This is a genomic window from Streptococcus sp. 27098_8_99, from assembly GCF_041431935.1.
In the GTDB taxonomy this organism is placed as follows: Bacteria; Bacillota; Bacilli; order Lactobacillales; family Streptococcaceae; genus Streptococcus; species Streptococcus parasanguinis_D.
The window spans coordinates 15549-41161 of the sequence record NZ_JAPVYQ010000013.1 but is presented as its reverse complement, the minus strand read 5'-3'; the positions used below and the strand labels follow the sequence as shown (position 1 = coordinate 41161).

The 25613-nt window shown below is 42.4% G+C and carries 28 protein-coding genes and 1 other annotated feature; of the genes, 1 reads left to right on the top strand and 27 read right to left on the bottom strand.

All coding sequences use genetic code 11. The features are described from left to right. Positions 1 to 11: 11 nt before the first annotated feature. The 6 genes from O3605_RS08065 to hemW are packed head-to-tail and all read right to left on the bottom strand — an operon-like array spanning position 12 to position 4941. Positions 12 to 995, bottom strand: a complete 984-nt coding sequence (locus O3605_RS08065) for a CPBP family intramembrane glutamic endopeptidase (RefSeq protein ID WP_070506193.1) — start codon at positions 993 to 995, stop codon at positions 12 to 14. Next, the gene (locus O3605_RS08060) at positions 992 to 1612 is read right to left on the bottom strand and encodes a TIGR01906 family membrane protein (protein ID WP_070506197.1); all 621 of its coding nucleotides are present in this window, start codon (positions 1610 to 1612) and stop codon (positions 992 to 994) included. The genes O3605_RS08065 and O3605_RS08060 overlap by 4 nt, the downstream gene beginning before the upstream one ends. Continuing rightward, entirely contained in the window at positions 1605 to 2375 is a 771-nt protein-coding gene (locus O3605_RS08055) for a TIGR01457 family HAD-type hydrolase (protein WP_070506200.1), read from the bottom strand. The genes O3605_RS08060 and O3605_RS08055 overlap by 8 nt, the downstream gene beginning before the upstream one ends. Continuing rightward, positions 2376 to 3062 carry a hypothetical protein gene (locus tag O3605_RS08050; RefSeq protein ID WP_021153378.1) on the bottom strand — a complete coding sequence of 229 codons (687 nt, stop codon included), beginning with the start codon at positions 3060 to 3062 and terminating at the stop codon, positions 2376 to 2378. Continuing rightward, positions 3052 to 3807: an acyl-ACP thioesterase domain-containing protein gene (locus O3605_RS08045; RefSeq protein ID WP_070506202.1), complete on the bottom strand. Its 756-nt coding sequence runs from the start codon at positions 3805 to 3807 to the stop codon at positions 3052 to 3054. Before O3605_RS08045 ends, O3605_RS08050 begins: the two co-directional genes overlap by 11 nt. Before the next feature lie 3 nt (positions 3808 to 3810). Then, the gene (gene hemW / locus O3605_RS08040) at positions 3811 to 4941 is read right to left on the bottom strand and encodes a radical SAM family heme chaperone HemW (protein ID WP_070506203.1); all 1131 of its coding nucleotides are present in this window, start codon (positions 4939 to 4941) and stop codon (positions 3811 to 3813) included. Between the two features lie 318 nt (positions 4942 to 5259). On the opposite strand from hemW, the gene O3605_RS08035 reads away from it, so the two are divergent. Next, positions 5260 to 6783, top strand: a complete 1524-nt coding sequence (locus tag O3605_RS08035) for an ATP-binding cassette domain-containing protein (protein WP_070506205.1) — start codon at positions 5260 to 5262, stop codon at positions 6781 to 6783. A gap of 457 nt (positions 6784 to 7240) precedes the next feature. Here the strand turns inward: O3605_RS08035 and proC are convergent, their stop codons facing one another. The 21 genes from proC to rplU all read right to left on the bottom strand — a co-directional run bounded on the left by proC (position 7241) and on the right by rplU (position 25474). Next, positions 7241 to 8056, bottom strand: a complete 816-nt coding sequence (gene proC, locus O3605_RS08030; RefSeq protein WP_371585816.1) for a pyrroline-5-carboxylate reductase — start codon at positions 8054 to 8056, stop codon at positions 7241 to 7243. A 3-nt stretch (positions 8057 to 8059) separates the two neighbouring features. Further along, positions 8060 to 9307 carry a glutamate-5-semialdehyde dehydrogenase gene (locus O3605_RS08025; protein WP_371585814.1) on the bottom strand — a complete coding sequence of 416 codons (1248 nt, stop codon included), beginning with the start codon at positions 9305 to 9307 and terminating at the stop codon, positions 8060 to 8062. Between the two features lie 10 nt (positions 9308 to 9317). Continuing rightward, positions 9318 to 10427 carry a glutamate 5-kinase gene (proB, locus tag O3605_RS08020; RefSeq protein WP_070587289.1) on the bottom strand — a complete coding sequence of 370 codons (1110 nt, stop codon included), beginning with the start codon at positions 10425 to 10427 and terminating at the stop codon, positions 9318 to 9320. 73 nt (positions 10428 to 10500) lie between these two features. Beyond that, the gene (locus O3605_RS08015) at positions 10501 to 11391 is read right to left on the bottom strand and encodes an RluA family pseudouridine synthase (protein ID WP_013903722.1); all 891 of its coding nucleotides are present in this window, start codon (positions 11389 to 11391) and stop codon (positions 10501 to 10503) included. Beyond that, complete coding sequence (gene lspA, locus O3605_RS08010; RefSeq protein ID WP_003001852.1) at positions 11381 to 11842, bottom strand: signal peptidase II; 462 nt, start codon at positions 11840 to 11842, stop codon at positions 11381 to 11383. Before lspA ends, O3605_RS08015 begins: the two co-directional genes overlap by 11 nt. 3 nt (positions 11843 to 11845) lie before the next feature. Further along, the gene (locus O3605_RS08005) at positions 11846 to 12748 is read right to left on the bottom strand and encodes a LysR family transcriptional regulator (protein WP_195227232.1); all 903 of its coding nucleotides are present in this window, start codon (positions 12746 to 12748) and stop codon (positions 11846 to 11848) included. A 128-nt stretch (positions 12749 to 12876) separates the two neighbouring features. Further along, entirely contained in the window at positions 12877 to 14283 is a 1407-nt protein-coding gene (gene lacG / locus O3605_RS08000) for a 6-phospho-beta-galactosidase (protein ID WP_371585811.1), read from the bottom strand. A gap of 87 nt (positions 14284 to 14370) precedes the next feature. Further along, on the bottom strand, positions 14371 to 16074 hold the full coding sequence (locus tag O3605_RS07995) for a lactose-specific PTS transporter subunit EIIC (protein ID WP_215194435.1): 1704 nt from the start codon (positions 16072 to 16074) through the stop codon (positions 14371 to 14373). Next, entirely contained in the window at positions 16074 to 16391 is a 318-nt protein-coding gene (locus O3605_RS07990; protein ID WP_013903726.1) for a PTS lactose/cellobiose transporter subunit IIA, read from the bottom strand. Before O3605_RS07990 ends, O3605_RS07995 begins: the two co-directional genes overlap by 1 nt. 34 nt (positions 16392 to 16425) lie before the next feature. Further along, complete coding sequence (locus O3605_RS07985; RefSeq protein ID WP_195423368.1) at positions 16426 to 17259, bottom strand: PRD domain-containing protein; 834 nt, start codon at positions 17257 to 17259, stop codon at positions 16426 to 16428. Between the two features lie 450 nt (positions 17260 to 17709). Next, positions 17710 to 18690: a tagatose-bisphosphate aldolase gene (gene lacD, locus O3605_RS07980; protein ID WP_371585809.1), complete on the bottom strand. Its 981-nt coding sequence runs from the start codon at positions 18688 to 18690 to the stop codon at positions 17710 to 17712. 1 nt (position 18691) lies between these two features. Further along, positions 18692 to 19621, bottom strand: coding sequence for a tagatose-6-phosphate kinase (locus O3605_RS07975; RefSeq protein WP_371585808.1), 930 nt, complete (start codon positions 19619 to 19621; stop codon positions 18692 to 18694). 10 nt (positions 19622 to 19631) lie between these two features. Continuing rightward, complete coding sequence (gene lacB / locus O3605_RS07970) at positions 19632 to 20147, bottom strand: galactose-6-phosphate isomerase subunit LacB (RefSeq protein WP_003002763.1); 516 nt, start codon at positions 20145 to 20147, stop codon at positions 19632 to 19634. Positions 20148 to 20163: 16 nt separating this feature from the next. Further along, positions 20164 to 20589, bottom strand: coding sequence for a galactose-6-phosphate isomerase subunit LacA (gene lacA / locus O3605_RS07965; RefSeq protein WP_003007724.1), 426 nt, complete (start codon positions 20587 to 20589; stop codon positions 20164 to 20166). 201 nt (positions 20590 to 20790) lie between these two features. After that, positions 20791 to 22266 carry a PTS transporter subunit IIC gene (locus O3605_RS07960; RefSeq protein WP_003007726.1) on the bottom strand — a complete coding sequence of 492 codons (1476 nt, stop codon included), beginning with the start codon at positions 22264 to 22266 and terminating at the stop codon, positions 20791 to 20793. A gap of 97 nt (positions 22267 to 22363) precedes the next feature. After that, positions 22364 to 22669 carry a PTS sugar transporter subunit IIB gene (locus tag O3605_RS07955; protein WP_049485465.1) on the bottom strand — a complete coding sequence of 102 codons (306 nt, stop codon included), beginning with the start codon at positions 22667 to 22669 and terminating at the stop codon, positions 22364 to 22366. 35 nt (positions 22670 to 22704) lie between these two features. Continuing rightward, positions 22705 to 23181, bottom strand: coding sequence for a PTS sugar transporter subunit IIA (locus O3605_RS07950; protein WP_070506218.1), 477 nt, complete (start codon positions 23179 to 23181; stop codon positions 22705 to 22707). A 343-nt stretch (positions 23182 to 23524) separates the two neighbouring features. Then, on the bottom strand, positions 23525 to 24271 hold the full coding sequence (locus O3605_RS07945) for a DeoR/GlpR family DNA-binding transcription regulator (RefSeq protein WP_061455169.1): 747 nt from the start codon (positions 24269 to 24271) through the stop codon (positions 23525 to 23527). Positions 24272 to 24488: 217 nt separating this feature from the next. Next, entirely contained in the window at positions 24489 to 24782 is a 294-nt protein-coding gene (rpmA, locus tag O3605_RS07940; protein ID WP_003002805.1) for a 50S ribosomal protein L27, read from the bottom strand. A gap of 17 nt (positions 24783 to 24799) precedes the next feature. After that, entirely contained in the window at positions 24800 to 25144 is a 345-nt protein-coding gene (locus tag O3605_RS07935) for a ribosomal-processing cysteine protease Prp (RefSeq protein ID WP_003002581.1), read from the bottom strand. A 15-nt stretch (positions 25145 to 25159) separates the two neighbouring features. Further along, positions 25160 to 25474: a 50S ribosomal protein L21 gene (gene rplU, locus O3605_RS07930; protein WP_003007734.1), complete on the bottom strand. Its 315-nt coding sequence runs from the start codon at positions 25472 to 25474 to the stop codon at positions 25160 to 25162. Between the two features lie 34 nt (positions 25475 to 25508). Beyond that, positions 25509 to 25596: a sequence feature (ribosomal protein L21 leader region), on the bottom strand. Positions 25597 to 25613: the final 17 nt, after the last annotated feature.

Genomic DNA, 25613 nt, shown 5'->3' with positions numbered 1-25613 from the left:
ATCGATAAACTTTATCCTTTGAGATTAGCCATCTGGAAGATCGGAATCACATAAGGAACAATAGACATCAGGATAGTAAATAACACGAAGAACCAGAACCAGAAGGACGCGAGGGAACGCTGGAAAACTCCCGGTTGAGGTTTATTGGCTTGAATATAAGCCTTGATAGCAGGCCATTTAGTCGCAAGAACCACTATCATGACAATGGAACCAATAGCTAAAACACCAATTTGGAGCCAATTCGCTAGTCCCTCGTCCACATGATAGGCCACATAATGCAAGCCTTGGGAAATCACAAAGTTATTGAAAATGTGATAGAAAATAGCCCACCAGATATTGTATTCAAAGGCAATGTAGCCGAAACCTAGACCAATGATACTCGCGAAAAAGAGCTGGTCAAAATTGGCATGAAAGAGTCCAAACAAGATAGCCGTCATGACAATGGCGAAGATCTTGCCATACCGTTCCAAGCCTCGCAAGCCGGCTCCACGGAAGAAGAATTCCTCTGTGATAGGACCAAAAAATCCAGCATACAAGAGCATAGTCCATGATCGCTCAATCGTATCACCTAGATCGGGTGTTGGAGAATGAAGGCCAATGGTCTCAAACATGCGCTCAATCATTTGTGTCATCACAGATGAAAAAACTTGAGAAAAGCCAAGAAAGGCGAGAAGAATAAAGAAGACTGAAAGAGTCATCTTACGTCCCTTGTGCTTGAGATCATATTTATAAAGGGCCTTCTTGCGATAGGCATTAAAGAGAAAGAGTCCAATGGAAATAGAGATGAGGTAGGGAATACCAGCCCAAACATTCAGGGCATTGAGTTTCTCTGTTACTTGACTTGGATCTTTTCTGAGAGAGCCTGCTATGGTCAATCCAAGGAGGACTTCCCACAGGACGGTTACCAAGGTCATTACCAAGAGATAAATGGCAAGTGTCCCGGAATACCTTCCTATATCTTTTTTAGGGTCTAATAATCGGTTGTATTGGTTCATTTCTTCCTCCTAGAAAATAGATAAAAACTCGCACACATTCCTTCGTATAAGACAAAGAAAATCAAAAAGGCATGCATAAAGTAGTCTTCTGGTAATGCAAGAATAATCGAATCCACGCGCGGATCAAAGAGCCAAGTATTGTCCCCAGCAAATAAGACCTGATGAAAGAGCGTAAAGAATTGATCAAAGCCAATCATAACAGCCACCACTGCAATCACCACTGGTAAAACCATCATCCAAAAGAAGAGACTACGGTATAAGGCCAGGTAGCCTTTTTTGACAACTGTCCGCATAAACTGGATAAAACCAGGGAGAGTGACCACGAAAACAACTGTCACTAAATGAAACAGGTACTTGACAGCCTCAAAATGGTGCAAACCATTTTTTGAAGAGGGGAATTGAGGCATCTTCAACACCCATTGAAAAGGATTGGTCAAATAGTTCATCAAGACATTAAAATTCTTCATGATGACTGAAGCCGAAAAACCAGTTCGACTTTGAATCCCCAACCAATGAATCTCCACGGGATAGAGGGCCCAAGCGAGAGCAATGGTGAGAAGAATCGTAGCTGACAAGATAAAGAAAAATTGGTTGATTGATTTCAAACTTCTAAGCATCAAAATCCCACTCCGCTAAACTGGAAACAACATGTGTCGGTGCAATTGGTAAGGTCGGCACTTCTTCTGGTTTGGTAAAACCTGTCGTCACCAAAAGGGTTGGAATCCCATTGTCAATACCAGCACGAATATCTGTTAGATAATTATCCCCTACCATAACGACTTCTTCTCTTTCAAACCCCAGATGTTCAATAGCCTTATCCATGATGATGGCCTTTGGTTTCCCAATGATCACTGGCTCGACCCGTGTCGCTGCTTCGACAAGGGCAATCAGGGATCCTGCTCCTGGCATCAAGCCACGCTCTGTTGGAATGTTCAGGTCCGGATTGGTCCCAATAAAGTGCGCTCCTTTTTGAATCGCCAAGGTCGCAAGAGCAAACTTCTCATAATCCACTTGCCAATCCAGTCCAATCACCACATAATCAGGTGCTTCTTCATCCATGATATAGCCAGCTTCTTCAATAGCATCTTTGAGCCCCGCTTCTCCGATCACATAGACCTTTTTGCCCAAATTTTGGTCATTCATGTAGTCAATGGTCGCAAGGGTAGCTGTATAGATAGTCGAAACTGGGGTTTCAATATTGAAATGAGTGGCCAGCATATCCCGAACAGTCTCTGGTGTGCGGGTTGTATTGTTGGTCACAAAGAGATAGGGAATCTCACGCGCCTGCAGTTCATGAACAAAAGCTTCTCCTGCAGGAATTCGTGATTTTCCTTTGTAAATAGTGCCATCCAAATCAATCAAATAGCCCTTATAGTGCATTTATTCTTCCCTTTCTGTGTCAGCTTCTTCATGAAACTTCTCTGCATCGACTCGTCCACCAGAACCATATAAGAGCAATGCTCCAGCATAGAGGACAAATTGTAACACCAAACCTGTAAAATTAATCCCTTGACTTCCCGATTGGGTGAACAAGAAGGATGCTACCATGAGGATCACAATGGTCAATAACAAGCCTATCACGGTTGCCTGATCCACACTGATTTGATAAACCGTGCGTTTAGTGCTCCGATTTTTCCCGTCAGACTTAGTTTCTGGTTGCAAATTCTCCACAAAATCCGTCACCAAGGTCGCAGCGAGGCTGACTGTCGTGCTAAAGAGCACGCCTTGAGACAAGCGGTGATAGAAATTGGACCAGAAGGATCCTGATTGGCTAGTAATCCCAATCGAGAAGATCATGACCGGTAAAAGAAAGGCCAAGGTGAAATGGATCCAGACCCGATACCAGCGTATATCTTCTCTTAAAAAGCGATTAAAACTCTCTAAATTCAAGCGATAGCGGAAAAATTTATAAATTTCCTCTACCAGGATGATGCCCAAAGCACAAAGAGTCAAGAGCCAATCTCCCAACATGTACAAAGGGTTCTTTTGACGCTTGGCATAGGCCACAACCCGTTTTTGATAGCTTTCAAGTTCCTGTTTTTTATTTTTTAATCTTCTACTTTCCATAATTCCAACCCTTTTCTTCTACTTCTTCCCACTCAATTTCAGCTTGGGCATTGATCTGACCATCTGAGGAAATTTGGTGCTGAGTCTTCAAGCCCTCTTGTTCATATTGAGAGGTAATGACACCTCCTGCCAGCACTTCTTTGACATATTTTAGATGAACTTTTTTAGGGACATGATGGGTCAAGAAATCTGCTCCCATCACCTCAAAGACCCAGTCCAAGTACTTGCTATTATTGACATGTCCGTTCATATCCAAGTCGTAAAAACGAACTCGGTATTCTTGTTCCACGCCCCCTTCTAACTCCTTAAAACGGGGACCACGGAGCATGGTTTTTGAAAACTCTGAGTCAAAGGCATCCGCAATCTCAGACATAACAGGATGGACCTTGCGCGTATCACGATCCATCAAGACAAAGGTTGCGACCATCTCAATAATGGTATTGCCTTCCTCATCTTTGATATTAAAGGCCCGGTAGCAGAATAGGCGATTGTGACTCATGGCATAGGTTTCGATAGTGATCTTCTCATCAAAAACTGGGAGACGATCGATCTTCATATTGTAATCCGTGATAATCCAGACTAGATTGTAATTCTCTAGAATGTACATATCACTCATGCCCAGCTCAATCGATTGCATGCCTGATACCTGCAAAGACAGCAAGATCAATTGCGGAATTTTTATAAATCCATTGACATCGCTCATATCAAAAGGAATTTTCATGCTGTATTCAAATGTTTTTGCCATCTTCTACTCCAAAATAAACTTCTCTGCTACAGTGTCTCCTAAAAAGAGACCTTTCTTGGTCATTCGTACAATGTCCTTGTCAGGTACCAAGAGTCCCTGCTGGGTCAATTCCTCAACCACTGATCCATATTGTTGGTCAAAATTCACACCAAACTTTTCTTCGAAACGCTTCTTGGAAACGCCTGTTTTCTTACGGAGTCCTAGAAACATCTCTTCTTCCATCATTTCTGTCTGACTCAGATGTTCTTCTTGGACACGCGCATTTCCCTCTTCGACCGCCTGCATATAGTGACGGATAGGCCCATGATTCTTATAGCGAACACCATTGACATAGCCGGATGCACCAGCTCCCAAGCCATAATACTCCGCATTATCCCAATACATGAGGTTGTGGCGACTTTCAAAACCAGGCTTGGAGAAATTGGAAATTTCGTAATGCTCAAAGCCCGCACGCTCCAACTCCTGAATGATGTACTCGAACATCTCCACTTCTAACTCCTCCTTTGGTAGAGGAAGCTTGCCCCGTCTCATGCGATTCATAAAGACGGTGTGATTCTCCAGAATCAAGCTATAGAGGCTCATATGGGGAATATCGAGGGCAAGAGCCTTAGCGACATTTTCCTGGACCTGCTCCATGGTTTGCGTCGGAAGCGCATAGATGAGGTCGATCGAAATATTGTCAAAACCAGCCAACTTCAGACGATCGATATTGTCATAGATATCCTGCTCCTGATGGCTCCGACCAATCTTTTTGAGCAAGCGATTATCAAAGGTCTGTACGCCCAAAGAAACCCGATTGACCGGCGAATCCTTTAAGACAGCAATCTTATCCGGATCCAAATCACCAGGATTGGCCTCGATGGTCAACTCCTCCATCTGAGAGAGATCAAGCGACTTGGTCAGCTCCTTGAGCAGATACTCTAGCTGATCCGCAGTTAAGGCTGTCGGTGTCCCACCCCCAATATAGAGAGTTCGTAAATTTGTGATTTCCTCCCGACGAAATTCTTGGATCAAATGATCTAGATAAGCATCGACCGGTTGGTTCTTAATAAAGACCTTCGAAAAATCACAATAAAAACAAATCTGGGTACAAAATGGGATGTGAACATAAGCGGACGTTGGTTTTGTATGCATACCTCTAATTATACCATAAAATCCCCCTAAGTCCGAGAAGAAAAGGGTGGATGAAGCAAGGATTTCCTTGACAAGAAGGAATGAAAAGAATAGAATAAAGCTGATCACATTCGGAGGTAAGGAGATATGAACAACTAAGTTTCGTTAAATAAGATACTTTATTTAGTGGACTGCTTGTTCTATCTCTTTTTGTGTGCCCTCTCGCCTATTCTCCAACGTTTTGTTGGCTTAATAAGGTCTTTTTCTGTTTGGGTCCACTTGAATACAGCTCTACTAAATAGGTAGAGCTGTTTTTTTGTCCCAGTAGAAAGGAATCTTATGCTAAAACTATCCCACCTCACCATCCGCCACACAAAAGATTTACGCGATCTGGTTCGCGATTTATCCCTAACCATTCATGAAGGGGAAAAAGTTGCCATTATTGGCGAAGAAGGAAATGGAAAGTCTTCTTTGCTTCATGTCCTCATGTCCCCAAAATCCATACCAGATTATCTGACAATAGAAGGCAAAATCACCACTTCCTTTCACTCCTATGCCTATATTCCCCAAGCGTTACCGGAAGCCTTGAAGGGAAAAACCTTGGAAGAATATTTTTTTGGAGAAGACGAACTAGACTATGCCACCCTCTACAGACTGGCTGATCAATTGCAGTTTGATAGCGACCGCTTTTCAAGCGACCAAATTATTGGAAGTCTATCTGGAGGAGAAGCCCTCAAAGTCCAACTGCTTCACGAACTTTGTCGTCCTCATGAATTACTATTTTTAGATGAACCTTCAAACGATCTGGATTTAGAAACCCTGGACTGGCTCCAGCAGATGATCCAAACTAGCCCCCAAACCATTTTATTTATTTCCCATCATGAGGATTTTTTGACTCAGACGGCGGATACGATCATCCATCTAAGACAGATCAAACACCGCAAGGAGGCTGAAACCATTGTAGAGCACCTAGGCTATCAGGACTACAGTAGCCAAAGGGAGCAACAATTCAAGCAGCAGTCCCAGCAAGCTGCCAACGATCAACGAACCTACCGAAAAACAATGGAGAAGCATCGCCGCGTCCGTCAGCAAGTTGAAACATCCTTACGAAACACTAAGGATAGCACTGCTGGACGTCTCCTGGCAAAGAAAATGAAGTCCCTCCTCTCACAAGAAAAGCGCTACGAGCGAGAATTCCAATCCATGACTCCCCAACCCTATGATGAGGAAGTCATCAATCTGCATTTTCCTCCCCTCACTCCCTTGTCTCCTCAAAAACGAGTCCTTCTATTAGATCAGGAAGAACTCGCCATTGGTGACCGGGTCCTGGTCAAGAACCTCTCCCTTACTCTTCTAGGACAGGATAAAATAGGGATTATCGGTTCCAACGGTGTGGGGAAATCCACTTTCCTAAAAATAATATGGAAAAGTCTACAGAAGAATGAAAGTATCCGCACTGCCTATATGCCTCAAGATTACACTGAAGGCCTCCCTCTGACTCAGACACCAGTTCAATTCTTACAGCATTCAGGTGATCGCGAAGAAATCAATACCATTCAATTGCATTTAGCCTCTCTAAATTTTACCTATTCTGAAATGCACCATCCGATCTCTGAACTTTCTGGTGGCCAGCAAGGAAAACTCATTCTCCTTCAATTAGTGCTCACATGTCCCCAGTTTCTGCTCTTGGACGAGCCTACTCGCAATTTTTCCCCCACTTCCCAACCAGAAATTCGACGCCTATTCGCAGACTACCCAGGCGGACTAGTCACGGTCTCCCACGACCGGACTTTCCTCAAAGAAGTCTGCCAAAAAATCTATCGTCTGACCGAAAACGGTTTGGTAGAAATAGATTCGCTCTAACGTAAAAAAGATTGGCCAAAAAACCAATCTTGGAGAACGTAGAAAAATGTTCTATTATACAAATCCTATAAAAATATATTAGTCAGTGTTATCCAATCCTCTATTGAAACTTTCCGCCGTGAGAAAAGTGCTAGAAACACTCTTGTTTCTAGCACTCGGAATTATTGAGAGTAAAACAGTTTGGGAAACTGTTTTAGCCTGAGCCCGGAAATTAAAGAGCGAAGGGGCTCAAAATGAATTGAACACGGGCTGCGGATTGTGTCAAAAAGATAAGTTCTCCTAGAATCGAAAGATTCTGCGTCAAACTTCCTATTTTGACTTTATCCGCAGACGCCCTTTGTATCTTAATTTAGTCATGGAACTTCTATGAAGTTCGCTGACGTCCGTACTCACCTAAGGAAAGTTTCTAAGAGGACTATATCTTCAACTTGAAAGATTGGCAAAAACCAATCTTTTTCTATTCCTTCGTTGCCTCTTGTCCCAATTCTTGGGTACGTTTATAGGCTGCTTCCACTCCTGCAATGATGTCGCCCCGCAAGCCGACTTGTTCTAAGCGGTTGACTCCTGCGATGGTAGAGCCACCTGGGCTACAAACTGCATCTCTCAAGCGGGCTGGGTGCTCGCCTGTCTCTAGGACCATTTGACTAGCTCCTTGGAAGGTCTGTGCAGCCATCTGCAAGGCTTGCTCTCGTGTAAGTCCTAATCCTACTCCTGCATCTGCCATGGCTTCAATCATCTGATAGACAAAGGCTGGCCCACAGCCTGCGACAGCCGTTGCAGGATCCATCAATTTTTCTTCAATTTCATAGAGAGCCCCAGCACCTGATAAGAGCTGGTTGACTTTGGCTACTTGCTGGTCTGTCACTGCTTGGGAGCGGGCCAGACTGATGACCCCTTGACCAATGGCTACAGGCGTATTGGGCATGATGCGAATTAGCCCTAGCTGGTCGTTCTGGATCACGTCAGCCATCTTTTCTAATTCCAGGCCTGCAGCCATGGAAACCAGTAAGAGATTAGAGCGTTGGTCCAAGATGCCTTGATACTCTCCTAGGAGAGGACAAATCTGATAGGGTTTGACCCCTAAAAAGATTACTTCAGCCTCTTGAAAGACTTGTTCAAGATCAGACGCCGTTCCCCCATACTGACTGATAAACTCTTGCACCTTTTGAGGAGAGCGATTGACCAAGAGCAGGTCTTGCGCGTCCACTTCTTTTGCGACTGCTTTGGCTAAACTAGCTCCCATGTTTCCAAGACCGATAAATGCTACTTTCATTTCTTACCTCACTTGACCATTTCCACTGACGATATATTTATAACTGGTCATTTCCCGGAGTCCCATTGGTCCACGCGCATGGAGTTTTTGGGTCGAGATCCCCATTTCACAACCTAGTCCAAATTGACCCCCATCTGTAAAGCGTGTCGAAGCATTGACATAAACGGCTGCTGAATCTACTTGCTTGGTGAAATAAGCGGCTGTCTCAGGATTTTCAGTCACAATGGCATCTGAATGATGGGTGCTATGAGCTTCAATGTGGTCCACCGCCTCCGCGACTCCATCAACGACCTTGACTGCTAAAATATAATCTAAAAATTCGGTATCAAAATCCTGTTCCTGTGCTGCTGTTCCAGAAATGATAGCCTGTGCTTGCTCATCTAGGCGCAATTCAACGGATTTTTCTCGTGCATCCACTAAACGCTCTTTGACCAAAGGCAAGAAGTCAGACGCGATCGCTTGATCCACCAACAAGACCTCCATGGCATTGCAGACGGATGGACGACTGGTCTTTGCATTTTCAATAATGGCGAGTGCTTTCTGGAAATCAGCCTCCTTGTCCACATAGACATGGACGATCCCAGTTCCTGTCTCGATCACAGGGACAATGGCATTTTCAACCACCGTTTGGATCAATCCAGCACCACCACGTGGAATGAGCAAATCTAGATAGCCCTTAGCCTTCATCATAGCAAGGCTAGAAGCTCGACTCGTATCTTGGATCAGTTGGAGAAGATCTGGATTGAATCCAGCTTCTTCCAATCCAGCCTTGAGGGCTGTCACGATCGCTTGAGCAGAATGAAAGGCATCCTTCCCAGTACGAAGGACCACTGCATTTCCACTCTTGATGGCAAGCGCTGCAGCATCTGATGTTACATTCGGACGGCTTTCATAAATGATGCCAATAACACCCATAGCGACTCGGACTTTCTGGATTTCAAGGCCATTTTCCAAGACTTCAGTATCCAGCACCTCCCCAATCGGATCTGGCAAGTCTATTAAAGCACGAATTCCTTGTGCCATCCCTGCAATCCGCTCTTGATCCAGAAAAAGGCGATCCAGCATGACTTCAGAGATCTTGCCGCGTGCCACTTCTATATCGATTTGATTGGCTACTAAAATGGCTTCCGTCGCTTTCAGAAGCTGGCTAGCCATGGCTTCCAAGGCCTGATTTTTAAGAGCGGTACTGGCTGTATTGATGCTTTTCTTAGCTGATTTCGCTAAGGCTAATTGTTCTTGTGTTGTTCCCATACGTTTTCCTCTAGAATTCTGTAAAGAGTAGGTCAATCTCAGGAGTTACCGAGATCCAGTCATCCCGGTGGATGAGGATTCCCTTGGCTTTTTTAGATTGGAGTAGATCGCGCACAGCTGATTGGCCGAGACAGACCTTGCCTTTTCCTAGTAATTGACCAGTCTCTTGATGATAGACGCTGACGATGTCGTGATAAGAAAAATCGCCTTCTGCCTTGGTCACACCAGAAATCAATAGACTCTTTCCATGATCCAACAGGGCTTGCGCTGCTCCAGCATCTACCCAAACAGCTCCTTTACTTTCTGCATAAAAGGCTAGCCATTGCTTCTGGGTTTTTAAGCCCTTATCCTCTGCAAGGAAGTAACTGCCATCTGCTTGCTCTTCTGCTGCTTCGAGCAAGGCATCCGGCTTGAGAGACGAGCAAATATAGACAGGAACTCCTGACTCGGTCGCAAGGGTGGCTGCCTTGAGCTTGGTCAGCATACCGCCAGTTCCATTGCTACTGCCAGCACCACCCGCCATCTCGATCATCTCACGGGAAATGTGTTCGATTCGATCCAAGCGCTTAGCTGTTGGATCCTGAGAAGGATTGGCTGTATAGAGACCATCGACATCTGTTAAAAGCACCAAAAGATCAGCTTGAACCATGGCTGCAACCTGCGCACTCAAGGTATCATTGTCACCTACTTTTAACTCGGCAATCGAGACCGTATCGTTTTCATTGATAATCGGAATGGCCCCACGATTAAGCAAGACAGATAGGGCCTGGCGCGCATTCTTATAGCGGCGCTGATCCGCAAAGTCATCCTGGGTCAACAAAATCTGCGCAGAAACAATGTTGCGTAAGAGCAGGTTAGCTGTATATTCTTCCATCAGTAAGCCTTGCCCAACTGCTGCAGAAGCTTGCTTGTCTGCCACCTTGGTCGGCCGTTTTTTAAAACCAAGGGCACCAAATCCAGCAGCAACTGCCCCTGATGAGACCAAGATCAACTCATGACCTGATTCATGTAAGAGAGCCAACTGCTGCGTAATGACCTTGACCTTCTGTCTGGAGAGACTCCCGTCTGGATTGGTCAACGACGAGGTCCCTACTTTAAAGACGATTCGTTTTGCTTTCATCGCTGTGTTTCTTTCTAATACTATTTATTTCGTATCTAATGAAAGTGACTGAATCTCCATTCAGCCATCTTCATTATCCTTTTCGAAGGTCTTCCAGCGTTTTCTCAAAGATCGCTGGCACTTCTGCTGTAAATTCCAAGGTCTCGCCTGTACGAGGGTGAGTAAAACCGAGTGTCCGAGCATGAAGAAATTGTCCTTGTCCTTTAAGTGTCTTCTTAGGACCATAAGCAGGATCTCCAGCCACGGGATGGCCAATATAGGCCATGTGCACCCGAATTTGGTGGGTCCGACCAGTTTCCAGTTGCAACTCTACCAAGGTGTAATTTCCAAAGCGTTCCAAAACCTGAAAACGGGTCACTGCAGGTTTTCCTTTAGCTGTCACCGCCTGTTTTTTCCGGTCCTTTTCACTGCGACCAATTGGTGCTTCAATCATCCCACGATCGTTCGGAAGGTTGCCATGAACAATAGCCCAATACTTCCGTAGTGATTTTTTGTCTTTTAGTTCCTCTGCTAAAGCGACGTGAGCTTGGTCATTTTTTGCGACCATCAAGAGGCCTGACGTGTCTTTATCGATCCGATGAACGATCCCTGGACGCAATTCTCCATTGATCCCTGAAAGATCCTTGATATGGTATAACAGCGCATTGACCAAGGTCCCACTGGTATGACCCGCACTTGGGTGAACAACCATGCCTTGTGGCTTATTGACCACCACAACATCCTGGTCCTCATAAACGATGTCTAAGGGCAGATCTTCTGCTTCATAGCTGACCTCTTCCACTTCTGGAACTTCATACTGGATGATGTCCCCTTCTTTGACCGTGTACTTGGCTTTTTTCACAGTCCCATTGACCAGAACTTTTCCTTCTTTGATCTGCTCATTGGCCACAGCTCGTGACAAGGGAGTCAAATCCGCTAAAGCCTTATCCAGTCGCGCACCGGCTACTTCGATTTTAATTTCCATGCGTTTCCTCTTTCAACATCAGGATCAGGAGCAAGAATACTCCAACTGTCAAATAACTATCTGCTACATTAAAAATGGCAAAATTCATAAAATCCAGGTGGAACATATCGACCACAAAGCCCTGACGCAGGCGATCGATAAAATTCCCCAATCCACCTGCAATGACTAAAGTCAAACCTGTCACCATCCAAAGCGACCCCTTGAGATGCTTATAGAGATAGTAAAAGGCCCCCACCATCACTACGAGAGTGATGAGGGTGAAGAACCATTGCTGATTTTCAAGAAGCGAAAAAGCTGCACCTGTGTTTTGAAGATAAGTCAGACTGACCACATGGGGAATAAAAGACTTGACGACACCCAGTGGAATATTCTTCACCACATACCATTTGACCAGCTGATCCAGTAGGACCAATAGCACGATCGCTACTGGGACCATTGTTTTTCTCTTCATTTCTTACCTCTTTTGATCAAAATATTCTACCATGACCTCGACAAACTTCTCTGCTACAGGAGAGAGATCCATCTCTTCTCGTTTGACATAGACCATTTTATTGTCTAAATTATCTTCTAAAGGAATCACGGTAATGCCATTCACTGACTGGCTATCCAAAAAGCCTGATCCCGTCGCATAAGCATCTGTCCGTTCCAAGATTCCATTCAAGGTAGCCCGGTCGGTCACATTGAACATTTGTGAGCTCGAGCTGGTATCGACAAAGTTCTCTGAATAATAGAGGTACTCATCTTTTTCTTGGGTAAAACGAACAGTTGGCAACTGAGCTAGATCTTCCATAACCAGTTTTTTCTTCTTAGCTAAAGGATGTCCTTTGCGAAGGTAAATATGAGTCTGAAAAGGAATCAAATCCACCACTTCAAGCCCTAATTTATCAACCCGTTGCATAATCCCCTTGGTATTTTGACGGTTGAGATAAATAATTCCCAACTCACTATGCCCTTGAGCCACTTCGTCCAAAATTTGAACCGTCGTTGATTCAAAGATGCGGAAGTTTTTATTTTCCGGATAGCGGATTGAGAATTCCGTCATCAAAGGTGGCAAGAAGTCATAGTGCTGACTAGAAATGGAGAATTCTTTCTTCTCTTCTTCGGGACTAGCATATTGATTTTGAAAAACATCAAACCCTTTGACCACTTCCTGCGCTTTTTCATAAAATTCCATTCCCCGACGGGTTAAAAAAGTCCCAGAACTGGTCCGACGAAAAATCTTAAAACCCAGTTCTTTTTCCAGATCTCTGACGGAGATAGACAAGCTAGGCTGACTCACATACATTTTTTCAGCAGCCTCACGAAAAGTACCACTGTTGGCAATCGCCACTACATATCGTAATTGTTGTATATTCATTCTATTTTCCTTATTACAGTATCGATCTATTATACCATAAATTAAGGCCTGAAAGAAGAGATCCGTTTAAGAGACCCTCTTCTAGTAAAAATAAAAAAAGCTGGAACTAAAACAGTTCCAGTTGATACTTATTCAATCACTTGAGTTTCAGCTACTTTCTTGTACCAATGTGCAGATTTCTTAGGATAACGTTCTTGTGTATCGAAATCAACATAGAAAAGTCCGTAACGTTTTTCATAACCATTAGACCATGAGAAGACGTCCATGAGAGACCAGATGAAGTATCCTTTGACGTTTGCACCATCGGCAATCGCATCAGACAAGACTTCCAAATGTTGTTTCACATAATCGATCCGGCCATCATCGTAAACAGTGTTGTCCACAAATTCATCTTTGTATCCCAGTCCGTTTTCAGTGATGTAGATCTTCTTGTAGTTTGGATAATCTTTCTTAACACGCATGATTTGATCATACAAACCTTGAGGGTAGATGATCCAATCCCAGTCTGTACGAGGAACATAGTCAGGCGCTACTCTACGACCAACCCCTTTGATTTGGTATTTAGAGCTTCCTTTTTCACCTTTACCGTTGTGGATGATTTCAGTTTCACCATCAAAGGCTTCCATCCAGTCACTCATGTAGTAGTTAATTCCAAGGAAGTCGTTCAAATCTTTAGCTGCTTCAAGTGCCGCAAAGTCTTCGTCACGAAGATCCAAGCTACCACCATTGACAGATAAGATGTGGTTTACACCTTCTATGGTTGCATCTGAATAGTGTCCAAGGTAAGTAGCATCCAAGATAAATTTGTTGTGGATGATATCTTCCAATTCAGCCGCACGTACGTCTGCAGGATTTTTAGGATCCAATGGATACTTAGTTGGAAGGGCGTGAACAACCCCGATTTCACCTTTATAACCTTTATCTTTGTACAATTTCACAGCACGCGCATGAGAAACCATCATATTGTGGTGTGATTGGAAGACTTTGGCAAGATCATACTGAATTCCTGGTGGGAATTTTCCGACTAAGTATTGACCATCTCCGATTGGGCCGATTTCATTGAAGGTTGTCCAGTAGTTGACTTCTGGGAATTCTTCGAAACAGAAGGCAACGTAATCTACAAAGTGTTCGATATTTTCACGATTCAAGAAGTCTCCATTTGAGTGAAGAGCTTCAGGAGTATCAAAGTGATGAAGAGTTACGAATGGTTCTACATGACGTTTATGACATTCTGCAAATAACTTATGATAGAATTCTACCCCTTTTGGATTGACTTCACCATAACCAGTTGGGAAAATACGCGACCAGGCAATGGAAATCCGAATACCATTGACACCGTATTCTTCAGCTAATTGAAGGTCTACTGGATATTTGTGGTAGAAATCACTAGCAGGTTCTGCTGTATACCAATAGTTATCAGCTAAGTATTTGTCCCATGCAACAGGGCCTTTCCCATCTGTATGAGTAGCCCCTTCTGCTTGATAGGCAGCTGTAGCGCCACCAAAAATAAAATCTTTAGGAAGTGTTTTTGTCATTTTTTCACCTATTTCTTGATTGGATATAATGAAAAGTGAGTGGAGAGGAGTTAGTGAGCCATCCATCTCCATCTCACTTATTCGTTCTTATTCTTCAAACTGCGCTTGAACAAAGGCTAGGGCACCTTGTCCATCACGTGTCAATTTAATGTATTGAGCACCTTCTGTCTTAGCCAATTTGATGCCTAGTTTATCTGTTTCTGCCTTCATGTCTTCATAGTTAGAAGCTACTTGTGGGGCTAAGATAACAAGGTCAAATTCTGGCAACATTTCACGGTGAGCACCATAGCCACCTGCTGCTGCTTTGACAGGAACATTGTATTCTGCTGCTGCCTTGTTCAAGGCATTGGCAAGGAGTCCACTGGTACCACCACCGGCACAGAGAACCAAGACGTTTGTTTCTTTTGTGATATGGTTTTGAACTGGTTCGTCTTCAACACCAGCTTTTTCAAGAATTGCATCTGCTTTAGCTGTATTGAAGTTTGCAGCAACTTTTTCTTTCAAGCTGTCGTTAGCTTTACCAGAACGTTCTTCTTCAAGAATTTGTTCATCATAAACCTTAACAAATGGATAGTAAATGATTACGTCTACAACTACTAGAAGAGCAGCAAGGATGAAGGAAAGAACTTGGAAGTTTGTACCAAGGACAATTCCGAGAGGACCAGGTGTTACCCATGGAAGGTTAGCGGAGAAGGAGTTCATTCCCAAGGTATCAACAAAGAATTTGAAGATCCAGACGTTTGCGATTGGCGCAAAGATAAATGGAATGAAGAAGGTTGGGTTCAATACAATTGGAGCACCGAAGAGAATTGGTTCGTTTACACCGAAGAATGTAGGAACAACAGATGCACGTCCGATTGCACGGTTTCGTTCAGATTTACATAACCACATGAAGAGGAATGGAACAATCAAGGTTGCACCAGTACCACCCATGGTAACGATAAACATTTGAGTCCCAGAAGTGATGACTTTATCTGCGTGTTGGCCTGCTTGAAGCAAGTGTAAGTTGTTATCGATATTTGCATATGTGATCGCCGCAATCGCTGGTTCTACGATAGAAGGGCCGTGGATACCAACAAACCAGAAGAAGGCATAAGCACCAAAAATAAGGGTAATTCCAAGATAACCATCTGCCGCAGAGAACAATGGAGCTAGAAGTGTTCCGATAGATTCCGCAACGGTTACACCGATAGCACCTTTCACAATCAATTCAAATGCATACAAGAGAACAATTGAAACTGTAAACGGAATCAAGTCTTTGAAGACTTGTGAAATATTCGGTGGAACCTCGTCTGGCATGCGGATCGTCACATTATTTTTCACACAGACCTTATAAACATTAACTGTAACAAAGGCTGCAATAAAGGCTGTCAACAGACCTTTTGTCCCCATGAAGGCTGTGAGAATGCCGCCATCTTTACCTGGTTCTGCTGCCATGAGTAGGAAACCAACCATAGAAGCGAGCATAGTAGAAAGGTAGTTAATTTGATTGGTTGCTGGCAGATCCCGGTTCATAGAATCGGTCAATGCTTTAGCAGTTGTTCCTCCAACAAAGAAGGCTAAGATCCCCATTGAGTAGTTGTATGGGGTCATCAAGAAGCTTTCCATATCTTTTGACCAGTGGAAGCCCCAAGCATTTGGCACGTAGGCAATCAAGATGAAGATAGATGAGAATAAGATTACAGGCATCCCTGCAATGAAACCATCACGAATCGCTCGCAAATATTTATTACGAGATATCTTTTCAAAGAAAGGTTTCCCTTTTTCAATTAGTTCAATCAGTTTATTCATTATTTTGCTCCTCTTTTATACAGTTCAATCAGATGGTGAATCACGTCTTTTAATAAGATCGTTGTCATGAGATGGTCTTGACCATGCATCATGGTGATGCAATAAGGGATTTCTTCTCCTGCAGCTTCTTGCGCTAGCATGGTCGTTTGAGATTTATGAGCCTCAGCGATACAGGACCCTGCTTCTTCTACCAAGGATTCTGCTTTCGCAAAATCACCATTCTCAGCAGCTTTTAATGCTTCCATTAATTTTGATCGAGCGTCACCTGCATAAGCGACAATTTCAAACCCAAGTAGTTGGACTTCTTCTTTATTCATGTTGGTTCCTCCTTATGATACCTTTTGAAAATTTTTATAATAGACGTTGAATATGAAGGGCTAAATAGACTTTTTCATTAGGAGATATCTTAGCTCCGGTCTGTTCAGCGATGGTTTGGTAGATCTGATGACTAATCTCATAAGCCTTTGGATAACTTAGCTGGATCAGTTGTTCCATCTCGCTCAAGCCTTCAGGATCCTCTCTTCCCTTATCTAGAGAGTCTAGGAAATAATTGAGATGGATCATAAAGCGATCGTAGAAATGACTGTTTTCTTCTTTCCGTTTCAAGCCATTTTGAGCTAGTTTTTCTTCTACAGCTTTCAAAATAACTTGTCGGTCCTGGACATCTGGATCTTGCTCATGAATCATTTCCCCTTGTGCATTAATGAAATGATAAGCAATGCGATTTACTTCATCGTCAGGAAATTGATCCAAGAGCCGCTTTCGAAAGATCTCAATCGCTTCTTTTGCGATTTTATAGGGAATCGGATGCATAGCAGACGCATCAGGAAGGTCACTGTGTTTATATCTTCCCTGATGAACTGCCTGGTAAGAACAAAAGATGTGATCTGTTAATGTCACATAGATATATTCTTGAACAGGATAGGCATATTTCTTAGACAAGGTATCAATCACTTCATAAGTGGTTGTAATGAAATCAAGAGGAACATCCTTTAGAAGGGCCATAAAGTTTTCTCTTGACTCATCCGTATTTAAACGAAATACTTTTTCTACCTTATCATCAGCTACTAGATCATTTTTCTTTTTCCCAAAAGCAATCCCACTCCCAATAACAATCAACTCTTGTTGTAGTTCATTTTGAACCAAAGCAACATTATTGTTCATTGGATGGATAATACGATACATGAGGCTCTCCTTTGTAAAATTTGTTAAAAGCAAATAAAAATGACCACGAAGCAACTGAAAAAACTAGCATACACTAATTGTTCATCTACTTGTGGTCACGCCTAATCTAACTTAGTAACGCTCACTGCTATTCAACTTATAAACTTATTCTATCATAAGCTTTTTATTTTGTAAACCCTTACAGCGAAAATTTTTAAACATTTTTTTATAAAAAAGAAACAAGGCCTTAAAATAATGAAGAGGCTGGGACAAAAGTCCTAGCCTCTCAATCAGCTTTGGATTGTCGAGCAAGACGCAGTGGTTGAGTGGGCTCTACTACGCTGATTTCATCAGCTTTTACAGCCCTACTCAACTGTGCGGAGGTGGGACGACGAAATCGAATTCTAACGAATGACCGATTTCTGTCCCACTCTCTAACTGTTGCTTTAGGAGGCAATCATCATTTGAATCTTATACGCGTTCTGTCCAAGGTGTCGCTACTTTAGCCAAAACGTCATTTAATTCTTCAATATTTTGTCGACCTTCTGTACGAAGCCATTCACGAGCAGCTGCTTCTCCGTCTTTGATATAAGCTTCAACTGATCCAGCCCATGTTGCACGTCCACAAAGAACACCATTGAAGTTTGCACCTGATTCGTGGGCAAAGACAAGAGTTTCTTGGAAGAGCTTAGCTGATACACCGGCACTGAGGTAGATGTATGGAAGGTTGGTCGCTTCTTCTTGTTCTTTGAAGAAGGCAGCTGCTTCTTCACGACTATAGACAACTTCTCCTTCTCCAAATCCTTCCACGAAGTTCACATTAACTGGAACTTCGACTTTCAAGACATCGATATTGAAACGAGGATCTGAGAAGACTTTCATAGCCTCAATCACCTTACGAGGTTTCACTTTTGCATATTCAGCAGAGGTTGCATCCGCAATTCCTTCATCATAAGCCAAGATTTCAAGGAAGAATGGAATGTCCTCTGCAGCGCATTCTGAACCGATGCGTTCGATATAAGCTTGTTTTTCTTGGTTGAGTTCGTCTGCACTGTCTACATCATAGTAGAGCAAGAATTTCACAGCATCTGCGCCTTGTTCTTTGATGCGTTTTGCTGACCAAAGGTTCAAGCAGTCAGGTAGACGCTTGGTGCTTGATGTATCGTAACCTGTTTTTTCATAGGCAAGTAAGAGACCAGCATCTTTGTCCAAGGCTTTCGTAGCTGGCAAACCATATTCTGGGTCCAATAACATAGATGAAGCATATTTTGTCAATTCATCTGCTACAAGGACTTTCAATTCTTCCATTTGTGCTACTGTTGGTTCTGTGTCTTGATATTTGGCCATCAAGCGTTTCAAAGCTCCACGTTGGTCGAAGGCCAAAGCTGAAATGACACCGTCTTTTGTGCTGAGACGTTCCAAATAGTTGCGTTTTTGTTCTGTTAATACCATTTTATACCTCTTTTACGATTAATTGTTGATACAAGGCATCATAGTGCCCCATGTTGACATGCCCTGTTTGTGCTTCTTGCGCATTTAACATTCCAAGAACATTTGCTTTCTTGAGCAAGTCTGCGTCACTCTCATGATGATAGAGACCAGATGCAATCCCTGCAACAGTCGAATCACCAGATCCGACTGGATTGACGACATCGATCTTAGGAATATCTACCTTATAGAAGACATCCCCATGCTTAGCGATAGCGCCATTTGCACCAAGGGAGACAATCACCCATTCGATGCCATCAAAGAGAGAATCCTGAAGAACTTCTTTTAAATCTTCCACATTCTTACTCACTTCTTTTCCTAACAACTGTGATAATTCTTCATTGTTTGGTTTAATGACCGTAGGCTTGACAGTTGCTTGAATGGCAGCTTCTAAAGAAGCTCCCGAGCAATCGAGTACGACTGGTTTTCCTGCTTCGCTTGCAATCTTGACAAGGCTAGCATAGTAGTCCACTGGTAAACCAGCAGGAAGACTTCCAGAGATGGCAACAACCTCTACTTGTTCAACCAAGTGACGATAATGGTCGAGAAAGTCTTGCCCTTCTTTCTCAGAAATGGTTGGACCTTTTTCTAAGATTTCTGTTTGCTTGCCTTCGTGAAGGATGGCGATACAATTACGTGTATCTCCAGCAATTTCAAAGAAACGTTCCTCTATCCCTTCTCCTAAATGATCGAGAATGAATTGCCCCGTTCGACCACCAAGTAGGCCAGTCGCTGCCACTGGATCCTTTATCTCAGAAAGTACACGAGTAACGTTAAGACCTTTCCCACCAGCTGTCTTACTCACCTCAGCCACACGATTGACAGTATCCAACTGGAGTACATCCAAAGGATAAGAAATATCAATCGAAGGGTTCATCGTGACCGTTAATATCATACGTCACCTCTTAGTCGTGGTATTCACCACGGTCCCATTTTTCAAGGAATTCTGTAAAGAAATCAGCATCCGCTTGATGAGCATTATGGGTTTCCACATGTTGGATCTTAGCGATCAATTTTTTATTTTCTTCAGTTGGTTTGTATTCAGCGTGGATGAATGCTTCAATGATATCGCACATGAGCAATTCACCAGTAATTTTACCACCAAATCCGATGACATTTGCGTTCAATTCTTCTTTAGCATAGAGAGCAGTTGTCATATCGCGTACCAAGGCAGAACGGATACCAGGTACTTTGTTAACCGCATTGTTAATCCCAACACCAGTACCACAGATACAAACACCAAGATCTGCTTGGCCACTTGCTACGGCTTCACCGACTTTCTTACCAAAGATTGGATAGTGGGTACGTGTATGGTCATAAGTCCCAAAGTCGAGCACTTCATATCCTTTTGATTTCAAAAAATCAGAAACAGCCATTTTTTCATTTGTCACAATGTGATCACAACCAATTGCAATTCTCATTTGAATTCTCCTCTCATTAGCACATCTTATTCAACATATCTACACGGATTTGGTGACGGCCACCGTCGTATTTACCATTGACGAAGCCTTTGGCAATGTTTTTCGCCAATTCATCCCCAACAATTTCAGCCCCCATGGTAATCATTCGAGAATTGTTGTGTCCACGTGTCATATAAGCAGAACGTTCATCTGAAACTTCTGCTGCCACCATTCCTTTGATTTTAGTCGCAACCATAAATGGACCAGCACCGTATGCATCAATCACGATTCCAAGATTTTGATCGTTTTTGTTCACTTCACTCGCAACTGCAAGTGTCACATCAACAAAATCTTGACCTTCAGCAGTTACATCCACAACATCGAAGTTTTCTTTTACAAGAAACTCTTTCACGAGATCTTTTAATCTTAATCCTGCAGCATCTGCACCAATTACAATAGACATGTCCTGTCCTCCTTTTGTTCGTTTCAGTAAATATCCCTGTTGTTAATTTTTCACAAAGGAACATTTTCTTACTTTTGATATTATATTACACCTATTTTGAACGAAAGTCAACATTAAATTGTTTATTTTCGAACATTTTTTAAAATAAAAACACCATATCCACAACAGATATGGTGTCAGTTTTCAAACTACATATGACGATTATTTTGCATTTGCAGCATATTCTTCGTTACGTTTGATCATTTGTTTTCTGTACCAAGCGAAGATTCCGATATAGAATGCCAAGAAGACAACTACACCAAGGATAGCTTTGATATCACCAGTTGTTGCGTTACCGATTGTCCAACCGAGCAATTTTTCAACTGGTCCTTCAAGAGTTGAGTGAGTGATCAATTGAGTAGAAGCTACCCCTTTAGGGAAGGCATCAACACTCTTAGCCAATTGAGTTGCAAATGGTGCAATCAATGTTCCTGAAAGAAGGAAGAGTGGCAAGAGAAGGCTTCCGAAGATGATCATACGGATCAATTTACCGCGTGTTACAACCAACAAGGCTGGAGTCACACCCATAGCGATGATACCTGCAAGTGGCAAGATACCATTTCCGACTTTAGAAAGAAGCACTGCTTCGATCAACATGATTGGTGCAAGTACGTTGGCACAAGCCCAGATTTCAGCACGACCAGCGATAAATGGCCAGTCCAAACCGATGTTGAATTTACGTCCTTGAAGACGTTTAGTAGCAACGTTTGTAATACCTTGTGACAATGGTTCTACCGCTGCGATGAACCAAGAACCGATCAATGAGAACAATTCCAAGCAGACACCGGCAGTCAAACCAAGGCTCAACCAACCTTTAATAACCAATTCCCATTTGTCAGCATCTGCGACGCCAGCAACTGGATGTGGAGTACCCATGATACCGATGACGATACCAAGAAGGAAACCGATAAAGAATTTAGATCCCCAGAAACCGATCTTCTTGTTCAATTTAGCAGCGTCGAAGTCGTATTTATCAAGACCTGGGAAGAATTTGTCAAAGATTTTATCCAAGACCATGATGATTGGGTTCATCATGTAGTTCATGTGAGTTGAAGTCATAGGTGATGAACTTGGTGCATTCAAAAGATCATCAAATGTTGGTTTCATCAAGTCTGAGTTGATGATTTTCATAATCCCTACAAGGACAACTGCAAGAGTTGCCAAGAAGAGTGATAAACCTTGGCTGACACCGTTGTTGTCCGCATACCATTTGATCAAAAGACCAGTGATAGACAAGTGCCAGATATCGAAGATATCGACGTCAAGTGTATCTGTTTTCTTGATCGCAAGCATGATAACGTTGACAATCAACATAATCAACAAGAAGTAAAGTGTCCAGGCAGACCCCCAAGTGATGGTCGCAAGAGGTGCCCAACCAACGTCAGTGATATTCAATTGAATACCTGTGTTCTCAACGAATTTTGCAAGAGACGCTGAGAAAGCTCCATTCAACATACCGATGATGGCACCGATACCAGTAAGGGCGATGGCAAGTTTAATACCACCTTCAAGGGCTTTAGAGAATTTCACTCCAAACAAGAGAGCCAATAAAGTCAAGACGATCAACATGATGATCGGAGCACCCATATCTAGGATGGGTTTGAAAAATTTATTGGCAAAATCAATAATGCCATTCATAATAAATCCTCCCGATTTATAATTTTTTTGTAATTTACGGCATAAAGTGTTCCCAATTTTTTATTGGATAACGCTTACAAACTGTTTTAAAAAAATATTAACTTAATCCATGTTCTTTAATGGCAGCTTCAATGTTATCAAAGACTGGCGCACTCATTGCTGGAATACGGAATAAAATTGGACCAGCTTCAATTACTGGAATACCAGGATCAAATCCTAAATCAGTTGCAGCAATTGGAGTAAAGATATCATAACCTGAAATCAAGTCTTCATTCACGTCTTTGACCATGACAGCGTCACAACGCACATCATAACCGCGGTTTGACAACTCTTCTTCTACCGCACTCTTAATTTGGTGGCTAGAGTTAACACCTGCACCACAGGCAGCTAAAATTTTAATCATTTGGATGTCCTCCATTATAAATATTTACGAATGTTTTAGGAAATAGTTTCCGTTATGTATTGATAAAGCTTATCTTCACTATCTAATTTTGATAGAGCTTCGAGATTTCCATTGGATGTAAAGAAATCCATCAGCTGGGCCAAAATATTGGTTTGGCTTGCGCTTGAATTGTTGATAATGAAGAATAAAAGTGAAACTTGAACTTCCTTATCTGGAGCTATCATATTATGGAAGGTTACTGGTTGATCCAAACGAACCACGACCACATTCTCAGTGAGATTATGGACAATGTCTGTGTGCGGAATCGCCACATTTGGTAAGTCCTTACCAAGAAATTCCATGTCTAATCCAGTCGGGAAAGACTTTTCACGCTCAATCAAAGCGGAACGATAGGTTGGTGTCACAATCTGTCGCTCTTCAAGTAAGCTTGCTACCTGCTCAAAGAGATCTGTTTGATCCTTGGCATGTAGGCAAAACACAAGATCTTTGTTAAAGAGTTGATTTAATCCCATTGTTGCCACCTCCTTATCTAACTATTTATTTTATGGTTAGAGTATATCACTATATTGATTGAATGTCAATCATTTTTTGTCGTATTTTGTTTATTTTTGTTTATATTCCTCTTTAAAGCGCTTCCTAACCGTCATTTTCTAATATTATTAAAAAAGTAAAAAGAGAGTGGGACAGAAATCGGTAATTCGTTAGAATTCGATTTCGTCGTCCCACCTCCGCACAGTTGAGTAGGGCTGTAAAACCTAATGAAATCAGCGTAGTAGAGCCCACTCAACCACTGCGTCTTGCTCGACAATCCAAAAATAATCGAGAGGCTAGGACTTTTGTCCCAGCCTCTTGATCTTAAATAATTTTCGTATAAAAGCCATATTTGTCTTTGATCTTCTTTGGGATGCTATCATCGGTAATAATGGCATTTAGATCTTCCACACGATAGAAACTGTAGAAGGAATAACTATCAAACTTGCTGTTATCAGCTACCACATATTTCTCTATCGCATTGTTCAGAATAATGGCATTGCCATTTCCTTCTTCTTCATTAGCTGTGGAGACACTATGGCCATCGATTCCATTCACCCCGATGAAGGCTTTAGAAACCTTGATTTCTTTCAAGAGTTTATTGGCAAATTGACCGACAAAGGTTTGTGTCTTTACCCGGTAGCGACCACCAACTAAGATCAGATCATAATTTGGAAAATCCTTGAGCTTCTCAAAAATAGGGAGGGAGTTGGTGACGATGCTAATTTCTTTCCCTTCCAAATAATCTCCGATAAAGTCTGTTGTTGTACCAGAGCCAATAAAAACGGTATCCCCATTTTCGATCAAGTCTGCACATTTTTTGGCAATGCTTCGTTTCTCATCAATATTGATCAGATTTTTTTCACTGTGAGAAGCTTCTAATAAGCTATCTTTGACTTTTTTGTGGGCCCCACCATGTACACGAACTAAAAGACCTTGTTTTTCAAGATCGATCAGATCGCGACGAATGGTCATGTCTGTCACCCCAAAAAGTTCCTTGAGCTCTTTGACCGATACCACACTTTTTCGATCCAGTTCCTGAAGAATTTCAACATGTCTGCTATCTTTCATGGTACTACTTCCATTCCTACTATATTTGTCTCTATTATACTACATTTTTCAAAAAACACAAATTCAAACATTATATTAACAAGAGTAAACATGATATTTTTAAATAAATAAAAGAAAAAAAGCCTTCCGTTAATCCGGAAAGCTTTGATTTATGCTATTTCTAGCTTCCTCACCTTAATATTTCAAGGCTCGGGATAAAAAGGTTCACTGAACCTTTTTATTTTGCGATTGGGTAAACAGAAACTTGTTTTTTATCGCGACCTTTACGTTCGAAGCGTACTACGCCTTCAACTTTTGCGAACAAAGTATCGTCTCCACCACGTCCAACGTTCACACCTGGGTAGATGTGTGTACCGCGTTGACGGTAAAGGATAGATCCACCTGTTACAGTTTGTCCATCAGCTGCTTTAGCTCCAAGACGTTTTGCTTGTGAATCACGTCCGTTTGATGTAGAACCTCCACCTTTTTTGTGGGCGAAAAGTTGCAAGTTAGCAAGATTCAATTTCAACATAATTGTTTTCCTCCATGTTAGTTTTCTGTGATAACTCTTGTTTGGACGAACTCCGAAGAGTTCTCCGATAAGTTTGCCATCCCTAAGAAAAATGATTCAAAGAATAGTTGGGTCATTTCTCTTTGATGTGGTGGAATATCTGTCGGGATTGTCACCCGAAGGAAGCCACCTTCTTCTTCGTTTAATTCTAGATCCGGTTCGTAGCCTGCAAACTTCTCAACAGAGTTGACGAAGTTAATGGCTAGCGTAGAAACCGATGCACACACGACATCAAAGCCGTATTCACCGCTTCCAGCGTGCCCAGTGATTTCTGCACTCCTCAGCTCGCCATCTTCGGCTCGTTCAAAGACTGCTTGTATCATGTGTTCTCCTAAAAATTAAGCGTTGATTGCGTTGATGACAACTTTAGTGTAAGGTTGACGGTGACCTTGTTTACGGTGGCTACCTTTTTTAGGTTTGTACTTGTAAGTAACAACTTTCTTTTGTTTTCCTTGTTTTTCAACAGTTCCAACAACAGTAGCTCCTGAAACAAGTGGAGTTCCGACAACAGTGTTTTCACCACCAACAAGAACAACTTCGTTAAATGTAACTTCTTGACCAGCTTCAACGTTCAATTTTTCAACGTAGACTGCTTGACCAACTTCAACTTTAACTTGTTTTCCGCCAGTTTTAATGATTGCGTATGTGCTCATTATGCACCTCCTATGTATTTTTGGGTTTCCCCGTATTTTTGTGAAGACTCGCCTAGCATCGTGGGACGAACCACTTATTCTCATGAAAATGAGCAACGATGATCGAGCGGTTGCACAGGCATGTGCATAGTCAACTCTC